Below are 25,546 nucleotides of genomic sequence, written 5' to 3'. Positions count from 1 at the left end.
AACAGTAAAGAAGCAGGTTAGCAATGCCCTTCATATTCTTCGGCAAAGGCTACAATTAGTTATGATATTCTTCGGATTTTAATTTCTCCTATACAGTTGACTATTTGTTATTTCCTGATTTTTTTTAAATTAAAAAAGGGGGAAGCTGAAATTAAGGACAGTAAAATTTGCTATGAGTGCGTTGGAGACGACTATTTGAGCAAAGAGATCAAAAGCAAGGGAGGCGAAGAAAGTGTTCCTGTGAATTTTCATTCAGGATCATTGTACCCGCCTTGTAGTTTTTCTTAATACTGTATTTATAAAGTTTCTCAACCAATAAGGTGATGACTGAAATTCTGTTTTGTCCTAAATTTTCCATTTTGTAAAGTTACAATTTGGTTAGCGTTCTAGCGGTGATCTGCTACAAACTATATTTTATTTACTGCGTTAACATGTAATACCTCAACAGGAATCCAGCCAAAGGTAGCTATTGAGTATATGGTGATGCAATCGTTTCTCGAAGCAATTGATGCTTCAATTTGACGATGTTTGTATTTTACTTACCTTTGAATATGTCTGCTAGCTCGCATTAGGTACATACTAAAAGGTTAGAAATACTGTTAATCAATGGATCTATTTAGTGTAGTAAAGCTCCCTGATTCAAATCCGCAAAGAAGGTTTTTGGAGTATTTTGTTTATCGTTTTAAGATAAATATAGGATTTTCTTTTTGCAAATGTTTATAGCAATTTATGATGTAACATAATGGATTGTATATTACCGAACTATAATATTAATTTTAGAGATGAATTTTCATTGATCACAGGTGAAGAACTAACGCAATTTATGGTGTTAGATTCACGTGCTCATACGCATAATTTTTATATATTAAGCTTCTTGTATGAGGGCCTTGTAAGTCATCTTTCGGACTTCGAAAATAAACAACTCTCAGGTCCAGCTATCCTCATGTTAGATGTTGATCAGGTACACACGCACCCTGACATGAGCAAGTGCAAAATAGTGTCAATCGCATTCTCTAGTCATTTTATTGCCGACCAGACTAATCAATTTCTTCAAAAAGTAAGCCTGTTGTTCTCACGACCGTTCATCCAAATTTCTTTTGAAAAACTTCAAGAATTGGATAATATCATCAAAATTATTTCGACAGAAGTTAATAAAGAAGATCCTGATGAAGAATTAATTAAAGCCCTATTGAATGTTTTGATTATCCAATGTTTTAGGCTTTCGGTAAATCATCCAATTACCGATCAGAATGATCAAGGAATCTACAATAATTTTAAAGTGTTGCTTAAACAAAATTACCAGAAACAACATCAGGTTAAATTTTATGCGGAGCAGCTTCATGTTACGACCCGCACATTAAATCAGTGTGTTAGAAAATCAACCTTTAAAACACCCAAGCAACTTATTGATGAACATTTATTACTGGAGGCTAAGAGACTCTTGTTTTGGCTAAAAGTTCCGGCTAAGGAAGTTGCATGGGAATTGGGATTCGAAACGGATAGTTATTTTAACCGCTTTTTTAAGAAGTATACGGGTGAAACTCCGAAGGAGTTCCAAAGAAAGCAGTTTCACTAAAATAGAATAACTGCTGACAAGTTTAATTTGCCAGCAGTTACTACATTTGTTGTTTTAGCGTTACTTTTTAGGTAAAAATTCCATTGTATTATAACGGTCGTAAACCATTCCGAGTGCGATATCGTCAGCAATATCTTTACCGTTGATCAATTCAATAGCTTGGAGCGCGACGTCCATACCTGAAGTGACACCGGCGCCTGTTAAAAACTTGCCATCCACTACAAATCGAGTTTTTTCCTGCACTTTTATTTTAGGGTGTGATCTAAGTTCGTCAATTGACCAGTGATGCGTAGTGGCTGAGCGGCCATCAAGCAGGCCAGTATTTGCCAATATAAGCCCACCGGTACAGACTGACATTGTCATTTGCGTTTTTTCATTCTGTGAGACAATCCAATTCATCATTTTTTTATCTGAAGAAATCGTTTTGACAATCTCAGGAGATGTTCCTGGAATGACCAATATATCTGATTGTGGGGCATCGTATATGCTATATTTAGATACTAGATTTACTGTTCCACCATCCATGATTATATTTTTATTGGCTGTGGCTGATACGGTGTAAATATTGTATTTGCCATTCCAGTTATTTGCCTTTACAAAAACATCAATAGGTCCACCAGTATCGACAATCTCTACACCATCATAAACTAAAACTCCGATATTGATCTTGCGATCAGTAGGAAAATTGAACTTGGTTTTTGCGCTTTCCTGTGCATTACTATTTAATGAACACACTAAAAGAGGAAGAGTCAACAAAGAAAATTTCATGAATTTCATCTGAAAAAAATTATGTTAAAATTATGTGTTATAGGTGCTATATCTTATGCCGGCTAAGCTATCTTGACACCGATACAAATGTAGTTATGGATATATCAATAAAAATTACACTTTTGAGCTCTTTAATTATACTTTAAGATCCTGTTTGTACAAAACATTTTGTTTGTATCAATAAAAAAAGAGGCTGCCTCAATTATTTTTGAGATAGCCTCTTAAATCTAGCGGTGTCTTATGGCAACCGGGCTGTGTAGTGTCGCAAAGCTTAAAACTCACAACAGCTGTTTTGGTCTTTAAAATTTTTTCCATTTCATATACTACACACCCACCTCGACATCCGTCTTATAGTAAAATGCCCATAGAGATGGATAAAGAACAGGCGGAAGCTTTAATAAAGAAATACCTAGCAGGGCAATGTAGTCCTGAAGAAGAATCCCTTGTGGAGGATTGGTACAGTCATCTGTCGGAGACGGAGGAAACTCCATCGGTGTCAATTGACTATGAAATGTTGGAACAGCGGATTTATTCACAGGTCTTAAAAGAGGCAGAACCTCCGGTAAAACTACAATGGTGGCAAAAGACCACTATTAGGTGGGCAGCTGCAATCGGCGTATTAACAATATCACTTATCATTTATCTGTTACTACAGTCAGACCAATATTCAGGTGCCGATTATGCTACTTTTAATCAACTGGGGGCACCCGGCGGCAATCATGCCAGGCTCACTTTGAGCGACGGAAGCCTCATTGATCTGGATACCTTACAAAATGGCAGCCTTGTGCAGATGAATGACATGGTTATAAAGAAAACCGAGGCGGGGGAACTGGTTTACGAAAGCAATCCAAAAGCGTCTGCCGACGCAACCAAGCTCCATAAGATCGAGACACCTAAAGGCGGGCAGTTTATGGTAAACCTGCCGGACGGTAGCAAGGTATGGCTAAATGCAGCATCTTCCCTGACCTATTCGCTAAACTTGGGGACTACCGCAAGAGAGGTAACACTGACCGGTGAAGCCTATTTTGAAGTAGCAACTGACAGAAAACGCCCTTTTATTGTACACAGCAATACTCAGGATGTAAAGGTGCTTGGTACCGCTTTCAATATCAGTACCTATGATGATGAGCATAGTGCTGTCACAACAGTTGTAGAAGGAAGCGTACTCGTAGCAGCTCCAGAAATTGGAAAGGCCATTACATTAAAACCTAACACCCAATCCGTACTGCATAATGGTCTGTTAAGCCAGCAGAATGTAGAGGCGGGCGATTTTACCTCTTGGCACGATGGTGTTATTGTGCTCCAAAATGCCGATTTGCCAACCATACTTCGGCAAGTAAGCAGGTGGTACGACGTAACGTTTGAGATTCCCGATCTGGGAAAGACAGAAGCAGTCTACGGAGAGCTAAAGCGCACATTGCCACTATCCGAACTACTCGAAAGCCTATCGGCCAACTATCATATCAAGTTCAGAAAAGAAGAAAGGAGGATTGTAGTTTACAGATAAGACATCAAAACTAATTGTAAATGTATCTGTTCTACCTTTACCGTGGATGATGTAATAATACCTCCTATGTTTGGAGACGAAACAAAAACCGAACGCTATCAATACCTAACGGCGCCGGTGGGGATAATTACCAAATTATGATAAAAGGTAGCGATGGTAATTGTTTTCATGGTTCACTATGTAAATATAATGGTGATTGGGTTGGATAGCTAACCCCAAAGAGCGAATTAACCAGCGATGATATTTACATCATGGGCGAGATAATAGATTCTAAAACAAAGCCTCTTAGAAATGGACAGGAAGTGAATTGATGGTCAGCCATCATTATGTTGCTATATAGTTTACCGATAGATCTGACCCACAATATAGTATTGATGAAGTTACTATGAAATCAACTATTAAGGTTGTATGGGGCACTTCTAGCCTTGCTTTTTATAAGTAGCAATTTTTTTTAACATCAAACATTCTCTATATTTACTACTTATACGGTCCATCTAGTGAAACACAGAGAAGAAATGTCGGATGAGGAACTATTCATCATGTTTCAGCATGATGATCCTCTAGCGTTTTCAATACTTTATGATCGACATTGGGCCAACCTGATAAAAAAAGCCTTACATAAACTTTCAGACCAAGTTGCTGCAGAGGAAGTCGTGCAAAATGTCTTTGTCAATCTCTGGAAGTGGAAGGAGAATATCGTATTAAAAGGCGAACTCAGATATTACGTTTATACGATGTTGCGCAATGAAATATTTCGATATTTGGAGGATCGTTTTAAGCATTCAACAACTATTCCCATAGATGAAATAGCTTCTTCGGGCTTCGTTTCCCTGGATAACGATGGACATGAACGTATTGAATATCTTGAACTTCAAGATAAAATCACCCGTATCGTCGATGGCCTTCCTGATAAATGCCGACTGATCTTTCAGATGAGCCGAGATGAAGGAATGACTGCCAAACAAATCGCTGGCCAGCTTAATATTTCCCACCGTACCGTTGAAACTCAATTGAGCAAAGCTATTCGTACGCTTAAAAATGCAATCCGTAAGGTGCACATATTGTTATATTCCTAACAAATAAATCAATTTGTTGAGCAATTTTTGTTTAACGTCAAAAAAAAATAAAAAAAATGTTTTTTGGCGTACGTAGCTTAACAATTTCTTTACTCTATCATAATAGACGACTTGAAAAGCCGACATGATAAATGGAACATATTCCCGAAAATATTAAATTTTTAATTCTAAAATTTCAGAACGGATCGATCACAGACCAGGAAAAAAGAATTCTGGATAGCTGGTATAACGAAGAGCTTCCAAACGAACTCTATTGGTATGGTGATACGGAATCGGAATTAAAAAACCGGATAGAAACTAACGTGAGATTCCGCACAGCAGTTGAAGATAGGGCAGTCTCAGGAGGTCTGTCATTTCTCCCCAAAGCTCTTGTTGCTTCCATTGCAGCATTTTTTTTACTGTGTTTTGCCGTATGGTTCTACAAATGGCAGGGGCAGGGAGATTTGATCGAGGCTGTTTCGGTGCAGTCAAAGAATGCCGGGATTACTAAAGTAATTCTATCGGATCAAACTATTGTATGGTTAAAAGGCAACAGTAAGCTAAATTATCCCAAACATTTTACCGACAAGATCCGGGAAGTAGAGCTAGTAGGAGAGGCTCTATTTGAAGTAACAAAGGATAAATCAAGACCATTTGTGATTCACGCAGGAGAATATACTACCCGGGTGCTCGGAACGAGCTTTAACCTCAAAGTTATTCCTGAGCGCGGATTGCTGAATCTGGATGTGCTGACAGGAAAAGTTGAGGTGACAAAAAAAAGTAAGGGTTTAACGGTGGAAAAGAAATATACGGTAGTAGCTAATGAAAGTTTGCATACTGCAGATGCGGCTTCGGATATGCCAACAAAGATCATGAGTCACAAAGATAAAGAGATCCTGGCCAGAGGCACGCAATACGATATGAATTTTGTTTCAGCTCCGATGGAAGATATCATGAAACGATTTGAACAAAAATTCGATGTCACTTTTACCGGTTATACGGGCGAGTATAGTTCCTGTAAGGTAACCGCTAACCTGACTGACCAATCATTGGAGACCTCATTAAAAATAGTTAGTATGTCTATCAATGCGGATTATAAAATAAATAAGAAAGAGATCATATTGACAGGAGGAGGCTGTTTTTAATGAAATAAAACTAACCAAAAAATACAGAAAACAAACCCGAAGATTAGGATATGCGGAGATGCGGCTACATCCCCGCAAAAGTCTTAATTCAATTAATTTCAATCAACAAAATTAACCTATCAAATGTATAAAAAAAATTTGACACGGGAATGCTATGTTTTATCGAAACATAAGAAGTGCTTCCTTTTATTTTTACTCTTTTTCTGTCTCTTTTCGTTTTCTTATGGGCAGGTATTAAGGGAACAGATCAATCTCAAGTTTTCCAATATAGCCCTCGAAAAAGCTTTAAAGACCATTGAAACCAAAGCAAAAATACGTTTTGTCTTTAACGATAGTCATGTAAAGTCTACGATGAAAGTGAATGGAGTGTACAGTGGTACTTTGGAAAACGTTATAAATCAATTGTTGGGTCCTTATAGTCTCGAATTTGATTTTATTGATAATCAGTATGTTGTTTTACAGCACAGTCGTGGTACCAAAAATATTTCAGATCAGGTTCCTTCAGGTGTCAATCAAAATGGTTTTGTGCAGTCCGGTATTGTTACTGATGAAAACGGAAAACCCTTGGCAGGTGTCGTAGTGTCAGTTCCCAGAGCTGGAAATGTTGTACAGACCGATGAAGGTGGACGTTTTATGATTGGCATAATTGATGATCCCTACTCGTTGGAATTCCGTTACTTAGGTTACAAGACGCTTAACGAAAAGAGCGCGCGCAATAAAGCTCTTCAAATTTCCCTGGTGCCCGATCAATCCAATTTAGATGAAGTTGTGGTGATTGGTTATGGTACGACAACACGAAGAAACAATACCGGATCTTCAGTTACGATCAAATCTGAGGAGATTTTAAATACGCCATCGGCAAACTTCTTAAACGCACTGCAGGGCCGAGCACCCGGGGTACAGATTGTTCAGAGTAATGGCCTTCCCGGCAGTCCAATGAAAATAACCATCAGGGGCCAAAATTCGCTGATTACTTCCGGAAGTACCATAGACCGCAATGCACCATTGGTTGTTGTGGACGGTGTGCCCTATTTGACAGATGCCATCAACGAGACCGTGGGCAATGGTCTAAATGGTGCCAATGCACCTTTGGGTGGAGCAAGCCCGCTTAATTTGATCAATCCCATGGATATTGAAAGCGTAGATATCTTAAAAGATGCAGATGCGACAGCCATTTATGGATCTCGTGCTGCGAATGGTGTTATCCTGATCACAACTAAGAAAGGGAAAGTGGGTCGGACGCAGGTCGATGGCCTCTTTAGACATGGGGTGGCAAAGGTAAGCCACTTTGTATCCACACTTAACACCGATCAGTATCTGGCGATGCGCAGGACTGCATTTAAAAATGCGGCAAGTCCATATACTACACCCGAATTATCCAACGCTTTTGACTTGACAACATGGGATCAGACAGCCTATACAGACTTTCAGAAATTGCTCATTGGTAACACCGCACAATCCTCTGATGCAAACCTTTCCATAAGTGGTGGAGACCAACGGACAAACTTTAGGATAAGTGGCACATTTCATAAAGAAGGTAATGTTTTTATTGGCGATCAAGGCTATGATCGTTCAGCGGTTAATTTTAACCTACAGCACAAATCTGCCAACGAGCGTTTTAACTTGGGCTTTTCAGCAATCTATGCTGCTGACAATAACGATGTATCTGTCTTGGACCAGACCTCGATTGCTTATAATTTGCCGCCAAATTATCCTTTGTACAAAGAGGACGGAAGTCTTTATTGGAGTGGTATCAATTATGGGGTACCGGCCAATCCACTGGCACAACTTAACCAGCTTGTCAGTAATAAAGGGAGCAACCTCATTGGTAATTTAAATTTAAGTTACCAGATTTGGAAGGGATTGAGTTTCAAGACCAATTTTGGGTATGGGAAGTCAGATATGGATCAAAAACGTCTGACTCCGAAAACCGCCCTGGATCCAGGATTGGCAACGAGCTTGTCCAACAGTTTATTCGCTTATAACGTTAACAATACCTATTCGATTGAACCGCAGTTAGACTATAGCACAGATATTTATAAAGGTACACTTTCAGCAATGATCGGATCTACATGGCAACACAGTGTTTCCAAACAACCCTCTTATATCAGTGCAAGCGATTTCCCCTCTGATGAATTTCTGGAGAATGTCGCCAGTGCCCAAACTGTCAGCATTTCCAGGAGCAGCAGTGAATATAAGTATTCTTCCATTTTTGGTCGTTTGAATTATAACTGGGCTGGAAAATATATTCTAAATGGAAGTTTCCGTCGCGATGGTTCTTCGCGGTTTGCTCAAAATGCGCGTTTTGGAAACTTTGGATCCATTGGTGCTGCATGGATTATTTCAGATGAGCCGTTTTTAAAATCAATTCCCTTGATAAGCTTTGCTAAACTGCGTTCCAGCTATGGATGGGTAGGAAATGATAAAATTGCCGATTATGGGTATTTTGATTCGTACAGCTCGAATTCTTATATCTATAATGGTATCCCAAGTCTGGTTCCTTCACGTCTGGCAAATAATCTTTTCCGTTGGGAGAGCACGGCAAAATTTGAGGCGGCATTGGAGCTCGGTTTACTGGACGACCGTATTTCGTTGATTACAGCATTCTACCGGAATCGTTCGGGCAACCAGTTGGTCAGCCAAAAAGTAAGTTCGCAGACTGGCTGGGACAGCTATCAGGCCAATTTTCCAGCCGTAGTAGAGAATAAAGGCTGGGAATTTACGCTAAGTACAAAAAATATACAGCGAAATAATTTCCGTTGGCGCTCAGATTTCAATATTTCGCTCAATAGAAATAAGTTGTTGGAGTTTCCCGGTATCAGATCTTCTGCCTATGCCTCCACGTTGGTCGTGGGGCATCCCATGAATCCCTTGTATACATACGAATATACTGGATTTGATCAAACGACAGGACTTCCTGCTTTCAACGATTTTAATGGGGATGGCAAAATCAGTACAGGACTGGTGGATTACGAATTGGGAGACCGTTATTTGGCAGGCACTACTTTGCCAAAATATTTCGGCGGTATTACTAATACGATAAGTTATAAAAATTTTACGCTGGACTTTTTGTTTCAATTTGTCAAACAAAAAGGCAGAGGTATACTGGCTGCTTCATGGAGTCCGCCTGGATATGGTATGACAAACTTTGCAGCTGCACCCTTGCTTGATTATATCAATCAGGGAAAATCCGAGCAGTTGCAGGTAGCGGCTGATTTTACCGATGCCTATACCGCATGGTCGGATTATACCTATTCGAGTGCACAGATCGTTGATGCTTCATTTATCCGATTGAAAAATGTGAGTCTGTCTTACGATATCAAAGGAGCACTGGTCGAGCGTCTGAAATTTAGAAATTTACGCTTACAGGTTCAGGCGCACAACCTATTTACGGTTACAGATTATTTAGGTTTTGATCCGGAATCACAGGGGCTGTCCCTACCACCACTCCGGACTGTTGTCGGAACTTTACAATTCACATTCTAAGCTTTTTATCATGAAATTTAAATCAACGCTATCTATCGTTTTACTTTTGGGAGCAATTTCTTTAAGCAGTTGTGAAAAGCTCATAGAAATTGATGACCCGACAAATGAATTACCCTCTGAGGTCATCTTCAAATCGGAGACAACGGCAAAATCAGCCCTGGCTGGGGCATACGCTGCGATGACATCTTCAAGTGTCTTTAATGTAAACATCACGCAATTTAACGGCATGTCTGCTGGTGAAATGGATTTTGTGGGCTCCACTGTCTTCCTGGATTTTATGCAGAATAGCTATGATCCTGTTGTGACGACACGGATCAACAATATATGGTCAGAAACGTATAATGTGATCTATCTTTTCAATAGTGTTATTGCTGGCCTTTCAGATAATAAGGCCATTTCAGCATCTGCTGCACAGCAGATGATTGGCGAGGCCAGGGTGATGCGTGCGTTTTGCTATTTCCACTTGATGAACATGTTCGGCGAGGTACCTTTGGTAACGATAACTGATGTGAATAAAACCAACATATTGCCCCGGATACCAGTGTCGGAAATATACGACTGGCTGACGATAGAGCTGGAAGAAGCCAAAAATCTGGTTGGCGATGCTTATCCGGGTGCTGTAGGAATGAACAGCAGAGCACAGGTCAATAAATCAGCCGCGAAGGCGCTGCTTGCACGCATTTACTTGTTTCAGAAAAATTATACCAAGGCCGAACAGTATGCAACGGAAGTTATTAATAAAACAGACCTGTATACTTTGCTGTCAAAAGCTGATTTAGGAAAAGTCTTTTTAAAAGATTCCAAAGAAGCCATCCTCCAACTTGGCCCTGCCGTGTTTAATACAAATGGTTATACTGTTGAGGGGTCTACTTTTTTACCTAACGATTTTTCAGAGGTAGCGAATTATGAACTTAGTCAAGATCTTTTGGAAGGCTTTGCGGACGGTGACGCCCGTCGTACTGTTTGGGTCAAAGAAAGTAATTATTCTGGAAAGAAGACTTTTCAACCGTTTAAATACCAAAATTATGATCAGTCTTCTGCGGAATCTTCCGGGCGTACCGAAGTTCCCATGCTTTTACGGCTGGCCGAACAATACCTGATTCGGGCCGAAGCGCGTTCACATTCCAACAATAGTGCAAGAGCGCGTGAGGATCTCAATGTGTTACGCCGTCGTGCGGGCCTACAGGATTTAGCCACAAATGTCAATCTAGATGAAGCAATCTTAAAGGAGCGACAAGTGGAATACTTTTGTGAGCTCGGAGATCGTTGGTATACCATTAAGCGGATGGGTAAAGTAGATGCGATTATGCAGCAATTAAGGCCTACCTTCTGGAAACCTTATGCACAGCTTTATCCGATACCACAGCCCGCACGGGATACAAATCCATTTTTGACCCAAAATGACGGTTATAGATAATATCAACTGATTTTCAAAACTTTATAATGGGAGTAATGTTCACGCTCCCATTCCTTCTAAATTTTATATAAATGGATAATACAATCGTAAAAATATCCCATTTATGGCATCGCTATGGATCTGCATGGGCCATTCAGGATATTGATTTTGAGATTAATGAGTTCGGGGTATTGGGTCTTTTGGGATCTAATGGTGCAGGGAAATCCACGACCATGAATATTATGTGTGGCGTACTCAATCAGGTGAAAGGAGAGGTGACCGTTGGTGGGCATGATATGCGCAAGAATCCTATCGAAGCAAAGCGATTAATTGGGTTTCTGCCACAGAATGCACCATTGTATCTGGACTTGACTGTTCACGAATATCTTACACAGTGTGCCCATTTAAGGCTCATTCCTAAAAAAGATATTGATAAAGCCGTTGATCGTGCTATGACCAAGTGTGGGGTTAGTCATTTTCGAAACCGCTTGATCTCTAATCTTTCTGGTGGGTATAAGCAACGAGTTGGGATTGCGCAGGCCATCATACACGAGCCCAAGCTTGTCGTATTGGATGAACCAACCAATGGACTCGATCCCAATCAGATTTTGGAGGTGCGCAAATTGATCAAGGAGATCGGTGAAGAGAAATCGGTGATTTTTTCTTCCCACATCTTATCTGAGGTTCAGGCCACCTGCGAACAAGTAAAGATGATTGAAAATGGACGCATGGTATTCGAGGATAGTATGGACGCATTTAACAATTACATTGAGCCAGATAGTCTAATCATGCGGATGGAAAATCCACCGCTTCCTGAATTGCTTGAATCTATTGATGGCGTGACCCAAGTTGAAGTCATGTCTGCTAAGCAGTTCCGTATCCGATTTGCCGATGTGCCACATATTAGTGAGCGACTCATAGAAGCGAGTGTCTCTTCAGGATGGCGGTTGCAGGAGCTTAATTTGGAGAAAAGCTCTTTGGATCAGATTTTCGCGCAGTTATCAAATAAAATTCCCAATAAGAAAATATGAAAACGACATTAAGAATTGCAAAGATAGAATTAAGCCAGCTTTTTTATTCTCCAGTGGCGTGGATTGTGCTCATCGTTCTTATTGTACAATCCGGCTGGCAATATCATGCGATGTTGGAGCGCATGTATCAGGCCAATGAGATGGGGCAAGGAATACCCGGCGTGACCGGCAGAATATTTGCGGGATTTCGTTCCCTGTTCCCACAGATGCAGGAGTACCTCTATTTATATATTCCTTTGTTGACCATGGGGCTGATCAGCCGGGAGACCAGCAGTGGGTCTATAAAACTACTATACTCATCCCCGATAAAAGTCGGAGAAATCATATTGGGTAAGTACTTGGCCATTATGGGGTATTGTCTCCTGCTGATTTCAGTACTCTTAGGACTTGGTATATTAACATTATTTACAGTGAAAAATGCGGAGTTTTCCCTTATTCTTAGCGGAATTATAGGGCTCTATTTGCTGATATGCGCTTATGCAGCTATAGGTCTGTTTATGTCCAGTCTGACAACATATCAGGTGGTAGCCGCAATCAGCACCCTTGTGGTATTAGCTGCGTTAAATTTCATTGGCGGTCTATGGCAGGATGTAACTTTTGTCCGCGATATCACCTACTTCCTCTCCATGTCAGGCCGTGTTGAAGAGTCGATCAATGGTTTGTTGAGCAGCAGCGATATTTTTTATTTTATTATCGTAATTGTGTTGTTCCTTGGATTGACCTATTTAAAACTACAATTCGAGCGGGAGACCTTGTCCAAGGCTAACAAAGCACTGCGCTATGCAGGTTTTATCACAGTGATGCTTCTGATCGGATACATCAGTGCGTTGCCACAATTTACCTTCTACAGGGATATGACCGCGAATAAAGGTCGTACGCTTACTAAGGCCAGCCAAAAGATCATCACCCAGTTTGAGGAGCCGGTTCATATCACAACCTACGTCAACCTGTTGGACGATAATTACTATTCGGGTCTACCAGAGGGACATAACAATGACAAGAAGCGTTTTGATATGTATATGCGTTACATGCCCTATCTTAAAATGGATTATGTATACTATTGGGACCACGTAGCCAACGAGCGAATCTATAAAGAAAACCCAGGACTCAATGACGAGCAGATTGCCCGTAAGATGGCCAAAATCAATAAACTACCTTTTGAGCTATTTCTCACGCCAGAACAGATCAGGGAGAAAATAGATCTCAGCAGCGAGCGAAATCGTTTTTTGCGGGTATTATCCTATAAAAACAAATCCACATACCTGCGTGTATATGATGACTTATTTAGACACCCTAACGAGAAGGAGACTTCCGCAGCATTTAAGCGCTTACTTGTGGCGGCACCAAAAGTAGGATTTGTGACCGGCCATAACGAGCGTAGTATTCAACGTTCGGGAGACCGTGACTACCAAGTAGCAACCACCGAAATTGCATTTCGTTATGCCTTGGTCAATCAAGGATTCGATGTTGCATCAGTTGATTTAAAACAGCCACTTGGCCCTAAGGGTGTCGATATTCTTGTTATTGCCGATCCGATGGTTAACTATAGTACAGTTGAATTGCAGCATCTGCAACAATTTATTGAGCATGGTGGTAACCTGATGATTTTGGGCGAGCCGGAAAATAAAGATCAGATCAATCCGATTTTAAGTCTCTTAAATATCGAAATGGATAATGGCCTACTTGTTCAGCAGAGTAAAAACTATGAACGAGATTTTATCCTTGCCAATGTGTCGAAGGCCAATTGGTTAAAGACCGTCGGAGAAAGCAACTTTATTGGGAAAGACAGTGTGTTGGTTTCTATGCCTTCCTCAGCTTCATTGAGTGTCTTACCCAATTCTCCTTTTGAAGCAAAGCCTTTACTGGTAACGCAAGCGGCAAATACATGGTTGCAGAGAAGCTTTAAGTTTGATCGGACCCAAGCTTTAATCGATCCCAGAAGCAATGATGAAAAGAAATCTTTTCCAATAGCGATGACCTTGACACGTGATGTAAAAAACAAACAACAGCGCATATTGGTGGTTGCGGATGCTGATTTCATCAATAACGCCGAACTCATCCGTCAATCGCCCCGTACAAGTAATTTTTCGATCATGACCGACCTGTTTAGATGGTTTAGCAACGATGAGTTTCCGATTGATATCAATAGAGCGGAGCCGACTGATGTAGTAAAAGTTACCGCAGATCAGCTTAACTATATCAAATATGGCTGGTTGGTGCTGTTGCCGGTAGGCATTGCAGGAGCCGTGGCAACATTCCTGATAAGAAGAAAAAGAAGATAATTTACCGGTCGTTTTTAGTTGGCAAGTTCAGCTGAAAACTACCGGTAAAAAGAAGGATATCCTTTTATAGAAGCAGTAAAATCATGAAAATAAAAAGAATACTATTTGCCTTTTGCGTTTATTTGGTCAGTACGGGCCTTGCTGTCGGACAAAAACTTCCATTGGATCCGACCGTACGGATGGGAACCTTGTCCAATGGCTTTCGTTACATCTTAAAGGCAAACCGTTTTCCAGAAAACCGGGCAGTACTTTATCTGGCCAATAAAGTTGGATCTATTCTGGAAGAAGAGCCTGAACGCGGTTTGGCCCATTTTATGGAGCACATGAATTTCAAAGGGACTACATATTTTCCCAAAAATGCCCTCATAGACTATTTGGAAAAGGCGGGGGTGAAGTTTGGTGCCGATCTCAATGCCTATACATCTTATGATGAAACTGTCTATCAGTTGCCATTGCCTACAGACAATAAAGAGCTTTGGAAAAATGGAATGCAGATCATGCGCGACTGGGCCGCTGAAGCCACATTGGATAAAGATGAGTTCGAAAAAGAACGTGGGGTAATCCTGGAAGAGAAGCGATTGCAACAGACAGCTTCCGGACGTATGCGCGAACAATATATGCCTACGCTATACAATTTTTCCAGATATGCGGAAAGGTTGCCCATAGGCCTGGATGAAGTGATCGGAAAAGTGGATATCGAGGTGCTCAGATCTTTTTATAAACAGTGGTACCGTCCTGATCTACAGGCCCTCATTATAGTCGGTGATATCGATGTTGACCAAGTTGAATCCCAGATTAAAAAACTGTTTTCCGATTTAAAAGTTCATGAAAACCGTTTGGAGCGTAAGCGGTACACGATTCCTTTAATAGATACGCTCCGCTTTGTTGAAGCGAAGGATAAAGAATATTCCAACATCAATATAGAGATTATCTTTAAGCGAAGGGCTGAGGCGGTAATTGATGAAGCAGGTTTTAGGGATAATTTGGTGCGAGATATGGCCAATAGTTTGATTGCTTCGCGTATTCAGGAAATCATGCGGCGGGGAAGCAAACCTTTTGCTGGTTTAAGTATGGGCGCATCTCCTTTTATAGCAAATTTGGAATCTTTCAATATTCGGGTTTCTCTGCTACCAAATAAGATGGAGGAAGGATTCAGGGATGGATGGACCGAAGTGCAGCGTATCAATCGTTATGGATTCAGTTCAGAAGAACTGAAGGATGTCAAGGATAAGCTGGCCGCCCGCATCAAGATTCAGGAGAGTGAAAAGGATAAAATTTCATCGAGCAATCTATTGGAAGATTATTTGAATTTTTTTCTTACAGGCGATGCCTTTCTTTCTATTGATCAAAAAATTAAGCTGACTAGGGATTTTCTGGATCAGATTAATGTAGCCGATGTCAATCAATACATCAGCGATTATTTAGCGGAAAAGGATCAGGTGATCCTGGTTTTAGGTACGGACAAAGAAGGACTGAACCTACCGGATAAATCAGCAGTTCTGAGTTGGATAACTGAAGCGTCAACAGTTGACATAGCTCCCTACACGCAAGATAGGACGTCAGTTCAATTATTTGACAAAATGCCGTTACTTGGAAAGATCATCCATGAACAAAATTTGCCAGCGGTAGAGATACATCACTGGACACTTTCCAATGGCGTAAAGGTTTATGCCAAACCGACTACATTCAAAAATGATGAAATCCTATTTACTGCATTTAGTCCTGGGGGAAGTTCTTTATATTCCGATGCTGATTATTACTCGAGCGCCAATGCTACAGCTTTCGTTGTTAACAGCGGGCTAGGAAAAATGAATTCCTCACAGCTGAGCCAATTTCTAAATGCAAAAGCCGTTCAGGTGATGCCTTATATTGGTGAGCGGGAGGAGGGGGTTAATGGAGCCAGTATTGGAAAGGATTTTGGTACAGGACTCGGTTTGCTCCATCTTTACATGAGCGGCTCAAATTTGGATACAGCTCGTTTCCGTGTTATTATGGACAGGTCCAAAGAAGCGATGAAAAATAGGGCAGAAGATCCCCAGCGAGCATTTGCAGATACCGTTGGAAATATCTTGGGAAGTTATCACTTCCGTAGACAACCGGGTTCTTTAGCAACTATTGAACAGATTAAAATTGATCGGGTTCATACAATTTTTAAAGAACGTTTTGCCAATGCGGCCGATTTTACCTTTGTATTTGTTGGGAATTTTAATGTCGACTCCCTGAAATTGTTGACGGAACAATACCTGGGAAATCTTCCTTCATCCAATATAGTCGAAAAAGCAAAAGATTTGGGGATTCGAGTACCAGAAGGAAAAATTAGACGGGATTTACATGCAGGTAAGGGCGACAAAGGAATTGTACAGCTGGTTTACAGTGGAAAGTATAACTTTAATGCGCAAAATAATCTATATCTGGATGCACTAAAATCTTGTATAGACTTTCGATTGATCGAACGTTTACGTAAACAAGAAAGCGGTGTCTATTCACCACAAGTACAATTGACGAAGACAAAGCAGCCATTGGGCTTCTATGCTATCGTTATCAATTTTGAATGTGATCCTAATCGCAAAGATGAACTGATCAAAGCGGTGGAGGAAGAACTGTTAAAAATTAAAAAAGATGGGCTAAGGCAAGAAGAGCTGGATAAGTTTGTCGCGGAGGAGATTCGTAGTTACGAATTGAGATCAAAATCCAATCAATTCTGGCTGAATTATGTGAAAGGACAATTGGACAATAAAGAGCCACTACAATCTTTCCTGAGTTACCCCGAGCGTTTAAAAAAACAAAAGCTGCCAGCAGTGAATACTGCGGTGTGTAAACTCATCAATATGAATAACGAAATTATAGTTACACTCAGTCCCGATCAAAATTAGATTCTTATTCAGACCAATCCCGGTAATATCTTATATAGTTAGTTTAAAAGACTGCCTCGCCGGAGCGCAGTCTTTTACTGTTTATCCATAGTGCCGCTATGAAACGGGATCAAATGATTTGGGCCTGCTAAGCTAAACGTTAAAAGGTTGACAAACAATCAACCTTTTAATTCCAAAGTGTTATTTTTTCTTTTTGGCCGGCTTATGTACCACATCTTTCAAAGCCTTTCCGGCGGAAAACTTAGGCAGCTTTTTGGCGTCAATTTTCAGTGTAGCCCCTGTCTGGGGATTGCGTCCGGTACGGGCCGAGCGCTCTGCAACAGAAAAGGTTCCGAAACCGATGAGTGTTACTGGCTCACCGTTCGACAATGATTTGGAAACAGCGCTTGTAAAGCTGTTAATAGCGCTTTCTGCTTGGGACTTGGTCAGCCCGGTTTCCGAAGCGATGTGGTTGATCAGATCTGCTTTGTTCATAACGAATTATATTTTGATTTAACAATAATTTAAAGATAATAAAACACGATGAGCTATTAAAATCCTTGCATTCAATCAGTGATACCGCTTTGGATTGTGATCGAAGAAGATGAGGGGGATCTATTTTGAGGAGTTGCCATATACTATCACTGTGATTAGATTATGGTTAATAAATCAAATTAATTAACTAAATCTTTTCATCATGAAAAATCAATTTAAAATTCCACAAACGCACCTACTTGCACACGTAACTGAGTTAATCAATAGTATTCCTAATTGCTCACGTGGTGCTGATGTTTTACCATTTTCAATTGGGGGTATTCATAACCTTTACTTTTACAGAGATAATCAGGGGAACAAATATTCTCCTGAAATAATGGATCTGCGATTGCAGCAACTTGAAACAGAATTGGATCGACTTAACATGATGCTTGACCTCCAACCTGATAACGAAGAGCTTTTATACCGCGCTTTCTGTCTGGAAATGGAGATCCGTGAACAGCATCTATTGGAATATGAAATAGAAGATATTAAAGAATGGTGGCTGGTAAGCAATGATTTTGGAAAGTACTTTCTTTTATTAAAGCAGCCTATATTAGTGTATGAAGGGAACTATGTCTGGGGAATTACGGTGGAATAACCAATCAATGTAGATGAAAAAGCCCTCATTGACATGTATGGGACGTACTGAGGGCTTCAAACCTAAACCTATAATGCAAATTCACAAAAAACAGTATTTATCGATCAAGTTGCAAAGAATAAAAGTCACCCGGTAAGTTGATAGCTTAAGAAGGCTGATATAACATGTTCTGTTCTCAGTTACGGGATTCAAAATAGTATCTTTTCAATACATCTTCTTGTATGTTATGCATAACACCAGCTACTCGGCAAATCAATGATAGTATTCTTAGCAACCACTATCTTTTGAGTTTTACCAATTAATCTTAATACAGACCCCGAATAAACTCATACTTTTTGTTTCTATCGTTTTCTTTATAACCAACTTCAGGCTTTTTTGCAGCAAAAATCATTATAAAAATTAGGTTGAGACACTGCGCCACAATTGCAACTACGCCAAATGTAAGCCCAATAAAAAGAATCCATGTGGTCGGTTGTTTTTCAATGTACCAAAGCACAGCAAATGTCAGCTCCGTAAGTATTGTCAGGATAAGTAAAGACGTTGTTTTAATTTTAGGTATGTTACGTATCATAGTGTTTTAAAAAATATGAAATAATATATAAGCGATTTTTAATACCATACAGCTAATCAGGATACCATCCACAATCCTTGTCTGCATGTTTCTATCATAACCGTCCATAGTGTTACATCTTGATGTCATTCAACAGAGAGAATGTACTTTGCAATTTCTTTTAAATCTTCATCCGGTATCTGTGGGAAACCAGGCATCTGCATCAGTTCCATGCGCTTCCTCCCCGGTGCTTTTATCCAAGCAATCAATTTTGCCTCATCTTTTTCATAAATCTGTTTCATCTCTTTGATCGGGGGACCAACCAACTGCTGGTCCAATTGATGGCATCCTGAGCAATTTGCTTGAAATAGAGCCGTTCCTTTAGCTAAGTCTCCAAGAGACTCGTCAATCTCCAGTATGACTTCATCTTCAACAGGATTTTCACGAGCTTCCTTACTGGCCGCAAGGAAAGAGTTTGTATGTGCAGCCATCATCTGTTGGTGTTTGTCTAAAGCATTGTGTCGATACATCTGACGGCTTCCGCCATAACATATCATGAATACCAATATGGCAAACGTTATTTTCCAAAAATGCCTGTTCAGGTGTTCATCGGTATTTTTTATGGTTTGCCATATCCACCATAATGCCAAAACGAGCAATACGCCCGCTACCCCCATAATTTCGACAACCTCAAAACTCACTCCTTTTGCTGGTAGAGTGAACAAGACGATAACTCCAAAAACAATCTGAACAGATAATCCAATCAATGCTATATGATAACCGATGCGCTTGACCTGGGCTCTGGTGAAGTTGTGATAGATTTCTTCAAACGGATAATTTTCACGCCTGTTGTACCAGACAATGAATATCCCAGTTACCGAAACACAAGCTCCTAAAAACTCAAAATATCTCGGAAAAACGTTAGGTAAAATCAATGCACTGAGGAATCCTTTGATAGCTCCCCACTTTTCGGGAAACATCATCAAGTTGACATTAGTAAGAAATATAAGGGGAATAAAAAGAAATATTAAGACAGATAACGCCATGATGCCGATGTGTATGCTTCTATGATTTCGCATGGCTTCCCACGTATATTTATGCAGATAGGTCAATAAAAATGCGATGGTAACCAACGGGATAATCATGATCCATGCAAATCCAGTTAGTGCATTTGCAGAATAAAAGTAAACCGTATAGAGCGTATTGATACTTAGTAAAGGAGCTACTCCCAATACAACGGCAATACTTTTATTGACAGTGATAGTCTTCGCTATCTCATAGGCAAACACATCATACTGTTTATCTTTTAAGCCCTTAACCTGCGCCCAAAGGGTGACGATACTACCACCAATCATCAAATTGATAAAGACAATATGAAATAGAAAGGAAACTATCAATAATGTGACCAGTAGCCATTCAGGCAGTGGTAGATCTAATGGAATATCTTTAGGTACTGGTGTGTTTATTTGTAATAACATATGTGTACAATCTTAATTGTCATTGTCTTTTTGTTCTTTTTGAGCTAAATCGGCTTCTATTCGTTTTGCCACCTCATCTACAGCATTTCTGGGATTAACAACAACACCTTCGGTCTGCGCACCATGCAGAGACTCTCCCGAGCTTTGCAGTTGTTTGATATATGCTACTAATGCCTCGAGCTCTTTTTTATTTCCAGGAAATGGAGGCATAAATGCCCTGCCTTGATGCATGTTCGGGATGTAGCTCGCCATAGCTTGTTCGTTCAACGGTTTATCTTTACCATACATGTTTTCAAAAACATCTACAATGGAATTAATACCATTACTCGTGTGGCAACGACTACAACTAATCATAAACACATCTCGGCCGGCGAGAACTTTATTTTCGGGAGTAATTTCACTGACGGTGGCATAAGTTGCATGCTTTAGCACACCATCTTTCTTATACAAGGGATAATCTTCTTCGCGGAGGAGATTGGAATACATGTAATTTCCGATGACATAAGGTTTACGTACGAATTCGCGTACTCGCTCGAATATGCCCAGAAATCCGAAAATGAACAAACACGGTACAACGACAAGTGCAAAATTTACTTTCTTGGGTCTGAAAACGGCCCATAAGGCAAGTACGATTGACAGGGATGCAGCTCCTATGATAAAGTATTTCAGCAAGTCATAATATTCTTCGAAATCCATAGAACCTACCGCTGTACTCATATTAGCCTTCATCGCGTCGGGCATCACATTCCAATAATAAATTGCTCCCGCGATGGCAAATGGCGTCCAAAACATGACCCATCTACCGGCGTATCTGATAGCCCGAGTACGTATTTCCGATCCTTTTTTTGAAAATATAGTCGTCAACAGCATCCCGAATATTCCACCGATCAACATGGCTACCGGCGTGCGGAATGCCAGTTGAGGAATATAGATAGGATTAGTAAATCCATTAAGCAAACTCTTGTCCGCATTCCAGTTTCCAGGATCCATCATAAATCCTAAAATAGATACGATAATCACCATCGTAATCCAAGAAGCTACACTCAAAAAAGCGCCAAATCGTATGTGTTTCAATTTTGCGTTCAACGATTTGTTGGCGTTCTTCCATGTAAGGTAATAGATCATGATGAGGACAACTTCGGTTACAAAAACGATCCATTCCGTAAACCATGCCCAATAGAACACACGTATCAAACTCCCAATCGAACTCGGACTGACCAAAGCGACAGAAAACCAGATACCGACGCCAGTCATCGCACCGATTGTTGTTGTGATGATGAAAGCAACCTTCATCTTATTATAAATAAGCTCGTCCCACTTGCTATCAGTTATTTGGTCTGGAGGGGCATTCTTGACGCCTTTGTATTCCAACCAAGTAATGTATGGAATGAAACCTACGGCCAAACCGTGGTTAATCATAACGTGGATGATGGCAATGACGGCTATTAAAAAGCGGTCATTCAACCAATCCAAATGAAACATAGGAAAATCCATAAATCTCTCTCTTTTGCTTTTTGACAAAGTTCCTGCTTTGTTTGCAAGTATTGACGAAATAGAGATGCAGATGATTTTTGTTTTTGGAACAGCAAGTTGCTGTTTATGGTTTAATGGTTTAGGTATTCGTAACAGCCTGTAATAAGCAAAAACAAGACTATTCCGTATAGCATAAAAAAGCAGCCCTATCGAAATAGAACTGCTTATGCTATGTCGACTAAAGCTTTGAGTTTATCTTTGCATTTTGCGGAATTCCTCTGGACTGATTCCATGTTTCTTTTTAAAAAAAGTGATGAAGTACGAAGAACTGTCAAATCCCAGTTCAAATGAAATTTCGGACACGGTCTTGAAGGTGTGATACAGCAATCGCTCTGCTTCCATTAGAATTCTGCCCCGTATCAATTCACCCACACTTTTATTGCGTCGTTCCCTACAGATGCGATTCAGGTAATTGCTTGATATGTTCAGTTTCTCTGCATAGAATGAAGGAAAGCGCTCACTTTTGTAATATTGTTCGAGCAATTGTTCGAATGCCCGAACCCTATTTTCTCTTTCCTTATTATAAGGCGTAGCCAACCGTATACCACTACAACGTTCCAGCATACCGAGTACAATATTCAAATAAGACCTCAGAATCGTTTTAGAATCTTTATCCGCCAGCTTGAGCTCATCATACATCGAATCCATCATCATGTGCAACTTGGAAATGTCTATGTTATTTTCCAATTGCTTATATACTGCATTATTCTTTAAGAAAGAGAAATCATGCAAGACGTTATCGTTGTAACGTTTTGTAAAAAAAGCATCCGTAAAAAGCAAAATCCAACCTTTCGCTTCTTTATTTATTTCAAATGTGCAGACACTGGATGGTACAATGCTCAGTGCTTCTCCCTTTTGAACCTGTACGACCGACTGATCGATGGCAAATCTCCCGCCTTCTTCCTCAAAATAGATGATCGTATAGAACATTCTTTGATTGGGTACGGACAGAAAACTATATTGCTGGTTAAAGGTGTAGAGCGGATTGATGATAAAACCTATATTAGGGCTTTCCATATCTTCCAGTGTCAAAACCTTTATTTCTTCTGTTCTGACAACCATAATAATATTTCCTTAACTTATAATAACCGATAGATTAATTAGCCAAGAAATACAGGTGGTTTGAAGATACTTAAGCAAAATCCATTGGACAACGGTCCGATAGAAACCGGCGTAAAAGCAATATCTTTAATGGGTTGTTGAATAGGATTTTTGTGGTTATCCTCGTGAATAGGTAAAACCATAGCAACCTCAAGCAACTTAACTTTTATCTGTGCATCGTTGTTACTTTTTTCCTCTTTGATCCTTTCTTCCAGATAACAGGATCCTTTACATACAGGAATGGTTTCAAATCGATTGATACATAGCTGGCTTACAATGTAATCGCGGTTGAGCTGAAAGCCCAGATAAATCCATATACTGCCTGTGGACTGCATGATAATAGCCAAAAGCAACGATATGTACATGAATTTTTTCAAAACTGTGCGAATCTAATAAAATTTACTTTTCTTTCCTTAATATAGCGATGTCTTTCAACAGCCTTTTTGTTTCTTCGTTTGATGTACCATCGTACACACCCCTGATATGAAGTTCTTTGTCGACCAAAAGGAGACCTCCACTGTGCGTAAAACCTCCCGGAGCCAGACTATCAGGATATGCAATCGCATAATAGGATTTCTCCGCCAAGCGCATTACCTCTTCTTGGTCCCCATACAGAAAATGCCATTTATTATCTTTAGCCCCCATTTTATCAGCGTATGCCTTTAGGGCAGGTATGGTATCCCGTTTTGGATCTATGCTATATGACAGCAGAAGCACATCATCCATACTCTGGGTTTTCTCCTGCACCTCTTTCATTTGAACGATCATCTGGGGACAAATGGTCGGACAGGAAAGAAAAATAAACGATGCCACATGTATCTTGTTCTTCAAACTATTCGAGGACACTTCCATACTGTCTTGATTAAGCATCGTTAACGGGTCAATTGTCGGATAAACCGTAGTATCCCCTTGTGTTATTGGAGTACCAAGATAGGGTAATCTGGTCTCCTGACAAGAGGCAAAACCAAATGCTATTAATAGCAACACAAAGACTCTATTCATAAAGTGCTGACAAATATTAGAATTTCATATCCAAATATACGTTTTCTCACCTTAGATCTCTTGTGTATGCTCTCAAGTTCTTCTATAGAATTACTTTGTGCACGAAAACCTAAATCAATTGCACGTTTATGTAAATATAGAGTGGTGAGTTTGTATGAAATTTAGGTATGATCCTATATGAAGTGAATAGGATGATAGTAAAGTTCGAAAAGGAAAATTTAGTGAAATTATAATAACGGTTTTCTTCCCATATAAGTACTATCCGTTATTCTCAATGAATAGCGGATAGATTTTATAATAATAGTTTATAGTTTCAAAACTGTATTTCAAACTTTAAAACTCATAGTGCTGTCCGTCATCAGGAACAAGTACTTTATCCGAAATATTCTCGTCTGCTAGAAACTGCTTTAATTCTTTTCTGGATAAGGTATTATGGTTTACACCCTCCATATGGCTTACCACCAACGTTGCATCCGGAGCAGTCTGATGTACTTTCTTAATATCTTCCTTGCCCATAATCAGCGGGCCGCCGCCGACGAATTGATTGTCACCGCCGTTCACAACTACAATGTCAGGAGAGTGTCTTTCGAGTTCCTGCTGCACGCCTTCATACCATACTGAATCGGTAACAAAGTATATTGTTTTTTCTGAGCCATGCTTCATAACAAATCCATGAACATTTCCTGCTAATTTTAATGTTTCGCCAAATCCGTGCTGTGCCCGGGTCTTAAACAGTTGAATTCCGTCAATCTCAATACCATCGATAAGGACTTCAACATTTGTAAATCCAGCAGATTCCACTTCTTTTTTATCTGTATTATCCTGGACATAAATTTTTATATGTTTGGGCAGGAATTTCTTTGCCGCGTCATCGTAATGGTCATAATGCAGGTGACTTAAAAAAACTGCATCCAGATCTTTAACCAGTTCATCTATTGATACTGGAAGTTCTACTAAAGGGTTATCACGCTCATCACCACTTGCCGGATGTGGAAATGCAGGTAATGTGCCTTTATCGGCTAGCATAGGGTCAATTAAAAATTTCTTACCTCCATAATTGACAACCATCGTTGCATTCCTGATTTGTTGTAGTTTCATATCAATTTATTTAAATGTGTTTTACTAAATTATTTCTATTTAAGTGAATATAACCCAATCGTGTTATTTTCGCTGTCTTTCAGGAGCGCTGAAAAGCCGAAGTGGGGAAGTTGTGTTTTAGAAGCTAAAATCTCCACACCCTTTTCACGGGCTTTGGCTTCTTGTACAGCACAGTCGTCACAGTTAAAGTAGATAATAGTTCCAGTTGGTGAAGGTTTATTGAACTGCATCTTTACCAATGCCCCGCCTGCTCCGGGGAAGTGATCTTCCCATTCAAACATCTGCATCTTATTGTCGCCTTTTGAAAGGTCAATGAAGTTTACATCATCGAAAACATACAGGTAAAAATCCATGGCACGCTGCATATCTTCTACATAAATCTCAAACCAGCCGGCAATATTTCTTTTTGTTTTCATTATGCTGCTTATAAAATGTAAGGTTCAGTCTATTTCTTACTTAATATTTCTTTTAAGATCTGTTTTTCTTAAAACCGGTGTTCTTTTTAATCCGCATTACCTGAAATAAAAGTCGATTCCGGTCATTCAAATGAT

The 25,546-nt window shown here is 40.0% G+C and carries 20 protein-coding genes; 10 read left to right on the top strand and 10 right to left on the bottom strand.

Annotated features, from left to right (window positions below):
- Positions 1-742: 742 nt before the first annotated feature.
- Positions 743-1,576 carry a helix-turn-helix domain-containing protein gene (locus K2F45_RS20395; RefSeq protein WP_276521430.1) on the top strand — a complete coding sequence of 278 codons (834 nt, stop codon included), beginning with the start codon at positions 743-745 and terminating at the stop codon, positions 1,574-1,576.
- 60 nt (positions 1,577-1,636) lie between these two features.
- Here K2F45_RS20395 and K2F45_RS20390 read toward each other — a convergent pair whose 3' ends face one another.
- Positions 1,637-2,353 (bottom strand): DJ-1/PfpI family protein, encoded by a 717-nt coding sequence (locus K2F45_RS20390; protein WP_248932308.1) that lies wholly within the window; start codon positions 2,351-2,353, stop codon positions 1,637-1,639.
- Positions 2,354-2,714: 361 nt separating this feature from the next.
- Between K2F45_RS20390 and K2F45_RS20385 the strand changes: the two genes are divergently transcribed.
- From K2F45_RS20385 to K2F45_RS20350, 8 genes are all read left to right on the top strand, one after another.
- Positions 2,715-3,851 carry a FecR family protein gene (locus K2F45_RS20385; protein ID WP_248932307.1) on the top strand — a complete coding sequence of 379 codons (1,137 nt, stop codon included), beginning with the start codon at positions 2,715-2,717 and terminating at the stop codon, positions 3,849-3,851.
- Positions 3,852-4,348: 497 nt separating this feature from the next.
- Positions 4,349-4,927, top strand: a complete 579-nt coding sequence (locus tag K2F45_RS20380) for an RNA polymerase sigma-70 factor (protein ID WP_248932306.1) — start codon at positions 4,349-4,351, stop codon at positions 4,925-4,927.
- Positions 4,928-5,058: 131 nt separating this feature from the next.
- The gene (locus K2F45_RS20375; RefSeq protein WP_248932305.1) at positions 5,059-6,051 is read left to right on the top strand and encodes a FecR family protein; all 993 of its coding nucleotides are present in this window, start codon (positions 5,059-5,061) and stop codon (positions 6,049-6,051) included.
- A gap of 123 nt (positions 6,052-6,174) precedes the next feature.
- Positions 6,175-9,537 carry a SusC/RagA family TonB-linked outer membrane protein gene (locus tag K2F45_RS20370; protein WP_248932304.1) on the top strand — a complete coding sequence of 1,121 codons (3,363 nt, stop codon included), beginning with the start codon at positions 6,175-6,177 and terminating at the stop codon, positions 9,535-9,537.
- Between the two features lie 10 nt (positions 9,538-9,547).
- Positions 9,548-10,954 carry a RagB/SusD family nutrient uptake outer membrane protein gene (locus tag K2F45_RS20365; RefSeq protein ID WP_248932303.1) on the top strand — a complete coding sequence of 469 codons (1,407 nt, stop codon included), beginning with the start codon at positions 9,548-9,550 and terminating at the stop codon, positions 10,952-10,954.
- Between the two features lie 71 nt (positions 10,955-11,025).
- Entirely contained in the window at positions 11,026-11,964 is a 939-nt protein-coding gene (locus K2F45_RS20360; protein ID WP_248932302.1) for an ABC transporter ATP-binding protein, read from the top strand.
- Entirely contained in the window at positions 11,961-14,246 is a 2,286-nt protein-coding gene (locus K2F45_RS20355; RefSeq protein WP_248932301.1) for a Gldg family protein, read from the top strand. The genes K2F45_RS20360 and K2F45_RS20355 overlap by 4 nt, the downstream gene beginning before the upstream one ends.
- A gap of 83 nt (positions 14,247-14,329) precedes the next feature.
- Positions 14,330-17,119, top strand: a complete 2,790-nt coding sequence (locus K2F45_RS20350) for a M16 family metallopeptidase (protein ID WP_248932300.1) — start codon at positions 14,330-14,332, stop codon at positions 17,117-17,119.
- A 180-nt stretch (positions 17,120-17,299) separates the two neighbouring features.
- Here the strand turns inward: K2F45_RS20350 and K2F45_RS20345 are convergent, their stop codons facing one another.
- Positions 17,300-17,593 carry an HU family DNA-binding protein gene (locus K2F45_RS20345; protein WP_248932299.1) on the bottom strand — a complete coding sequence of 98 codons (294 nt, stop codon included), beginning with the start codon at positions 17,591-17,593 and terminating at the stop codon, positions 17,300-17,302.
- Between the two features lie 202 nt (positions 17,594-17,795).
- Between K2F45_RS20345 and K2F45_RS20340 the strand changes: the two genes are divergently transcribed.
- The gene (locus tag K2F45_RS20340) at positions 17,796-18,233 is read left to right on the top strand and encodes a hypothetical protein (protein WP_248932298.1); all 438 of its coding nucleotides are present in this window, start codon (positions 17,796-17,798) and stop codon (positions 18,231-18,233) included.
- 304 nt (positions 18,234-18,537) lie between these two features.
- On the opposite strand, the gene K2F45_RS20335 is transcribed toward K2F45_RS20340, so the two are convergent.
- From K2F45_RS20335 to K2F45_RS20300, 8 genes are all read right to left on the bottom strand, one after another.
- On the bottom strand, positions 18,538-18,804 hold the full coding sequence (locus K2F45_RS20335) for a hypothetical protein (RefSeq protein WP_248932297.1): 267 nt from the start codon (positions 18,802-18,804) through the stop codon (positions 18,538-18,540).
- Between the two features lie 125 nt (positions 18,805-18,929).
- Positions 18,930-20,261: a c-type cytochrome gene (locus K2F45_RS20330; RefSeq protein WP_248932296.1), complete on the bottom strand. Its 1,332-nt coding sequence runs from the start codon at positions 20,259-20,261 to the stop codon at positions 18,930-18,932.
- 12 nt (positions 20,262-20,273) lie between these two features.
- Positions 20,274-21,755, bottom strand: a complete 1,482-nt coding sequence (locus K2F45_RS20325) for a c-type cytochrome (RefSeq protein WP_248932295.1) — start codon at positions 21,753-21,755, stop codon at positions 20,274-20,276.
- Between the two features lie 231 nt (positions 21,756-21,986).
- Positions 21,987-22,856 (bottom strand): helix-turn-helix domain-containing protein, encoded by an 870-nt coding sequence (locus K2F45_RS20320; protein WP_248932294.1) that lies wholly within the window; start codon positions 22,854-22,856, stop codon positions 21,987-21,989.
- 38 nt (positions 22,857-22,894) lie between these two features.
- A complete protein-coding gene (locus tag K2F45_RS20315) occupies positions 22,895-23,260 on the bottom strand; it encodes a hypothetical protein (RefSeq protein WP_248932293.1) in 366 nt (121 codons plus the stop codon).
- Between the two features lie 34 nt (positions 23,261-23,294).
- The gene (locus tag K2F45_RS20310) at positions 23,295-23,897 is read right to left on the bottom strand and encodes an SCO family protein (protein ID WP_248932292.1); all 603 of its coding nucleotides are present in this window, start codon (positions 23,895-23,897) and stop codon (positions 23,295-23,297) included.
- Between the two features lie 333 nt (positions 23,898-24,230).
- A complete protein-coding gene (locus K2F45_RS20305; RefSeq protein ID WP_248932291.1) occupies positions 24,231-24,995 on the bottom strand; it encodes an MBL fold metallo-hydrolase in 765 nt (254 codons plus the stop codon).
- 35 nt (positions 24,996-25,030) lie between these two features.
- Positions 25,031-25,411 (bottom strand): VOC family protein, encoded by a 381-nt coding sequence (locus tag K2F45_RS20300; protein ID WP_248932290.1) that lies wholly within the window; start codon positions 25,409-25,411, stop codon positions 25,031-25,033.
- Positions 25,412-25,546: the final 135 nt, after the last annotated feature.

Origin of the sequence: Sphingobacterium siyangense (assembly GCF_023277505.1) — a bacterium.
Taxonomy (GTDB): Bacteria; Bacteroidota; Bacteroidia; order Sphingobacteriales; family Sphingobacteriaceae; genus Sphingobacterium; species Sphingobacterium siyangense.
Note: the sequence above shows the minus strand (reverse complement) of the source record. Positions and strands in the feature narration are given on the sequence as shown.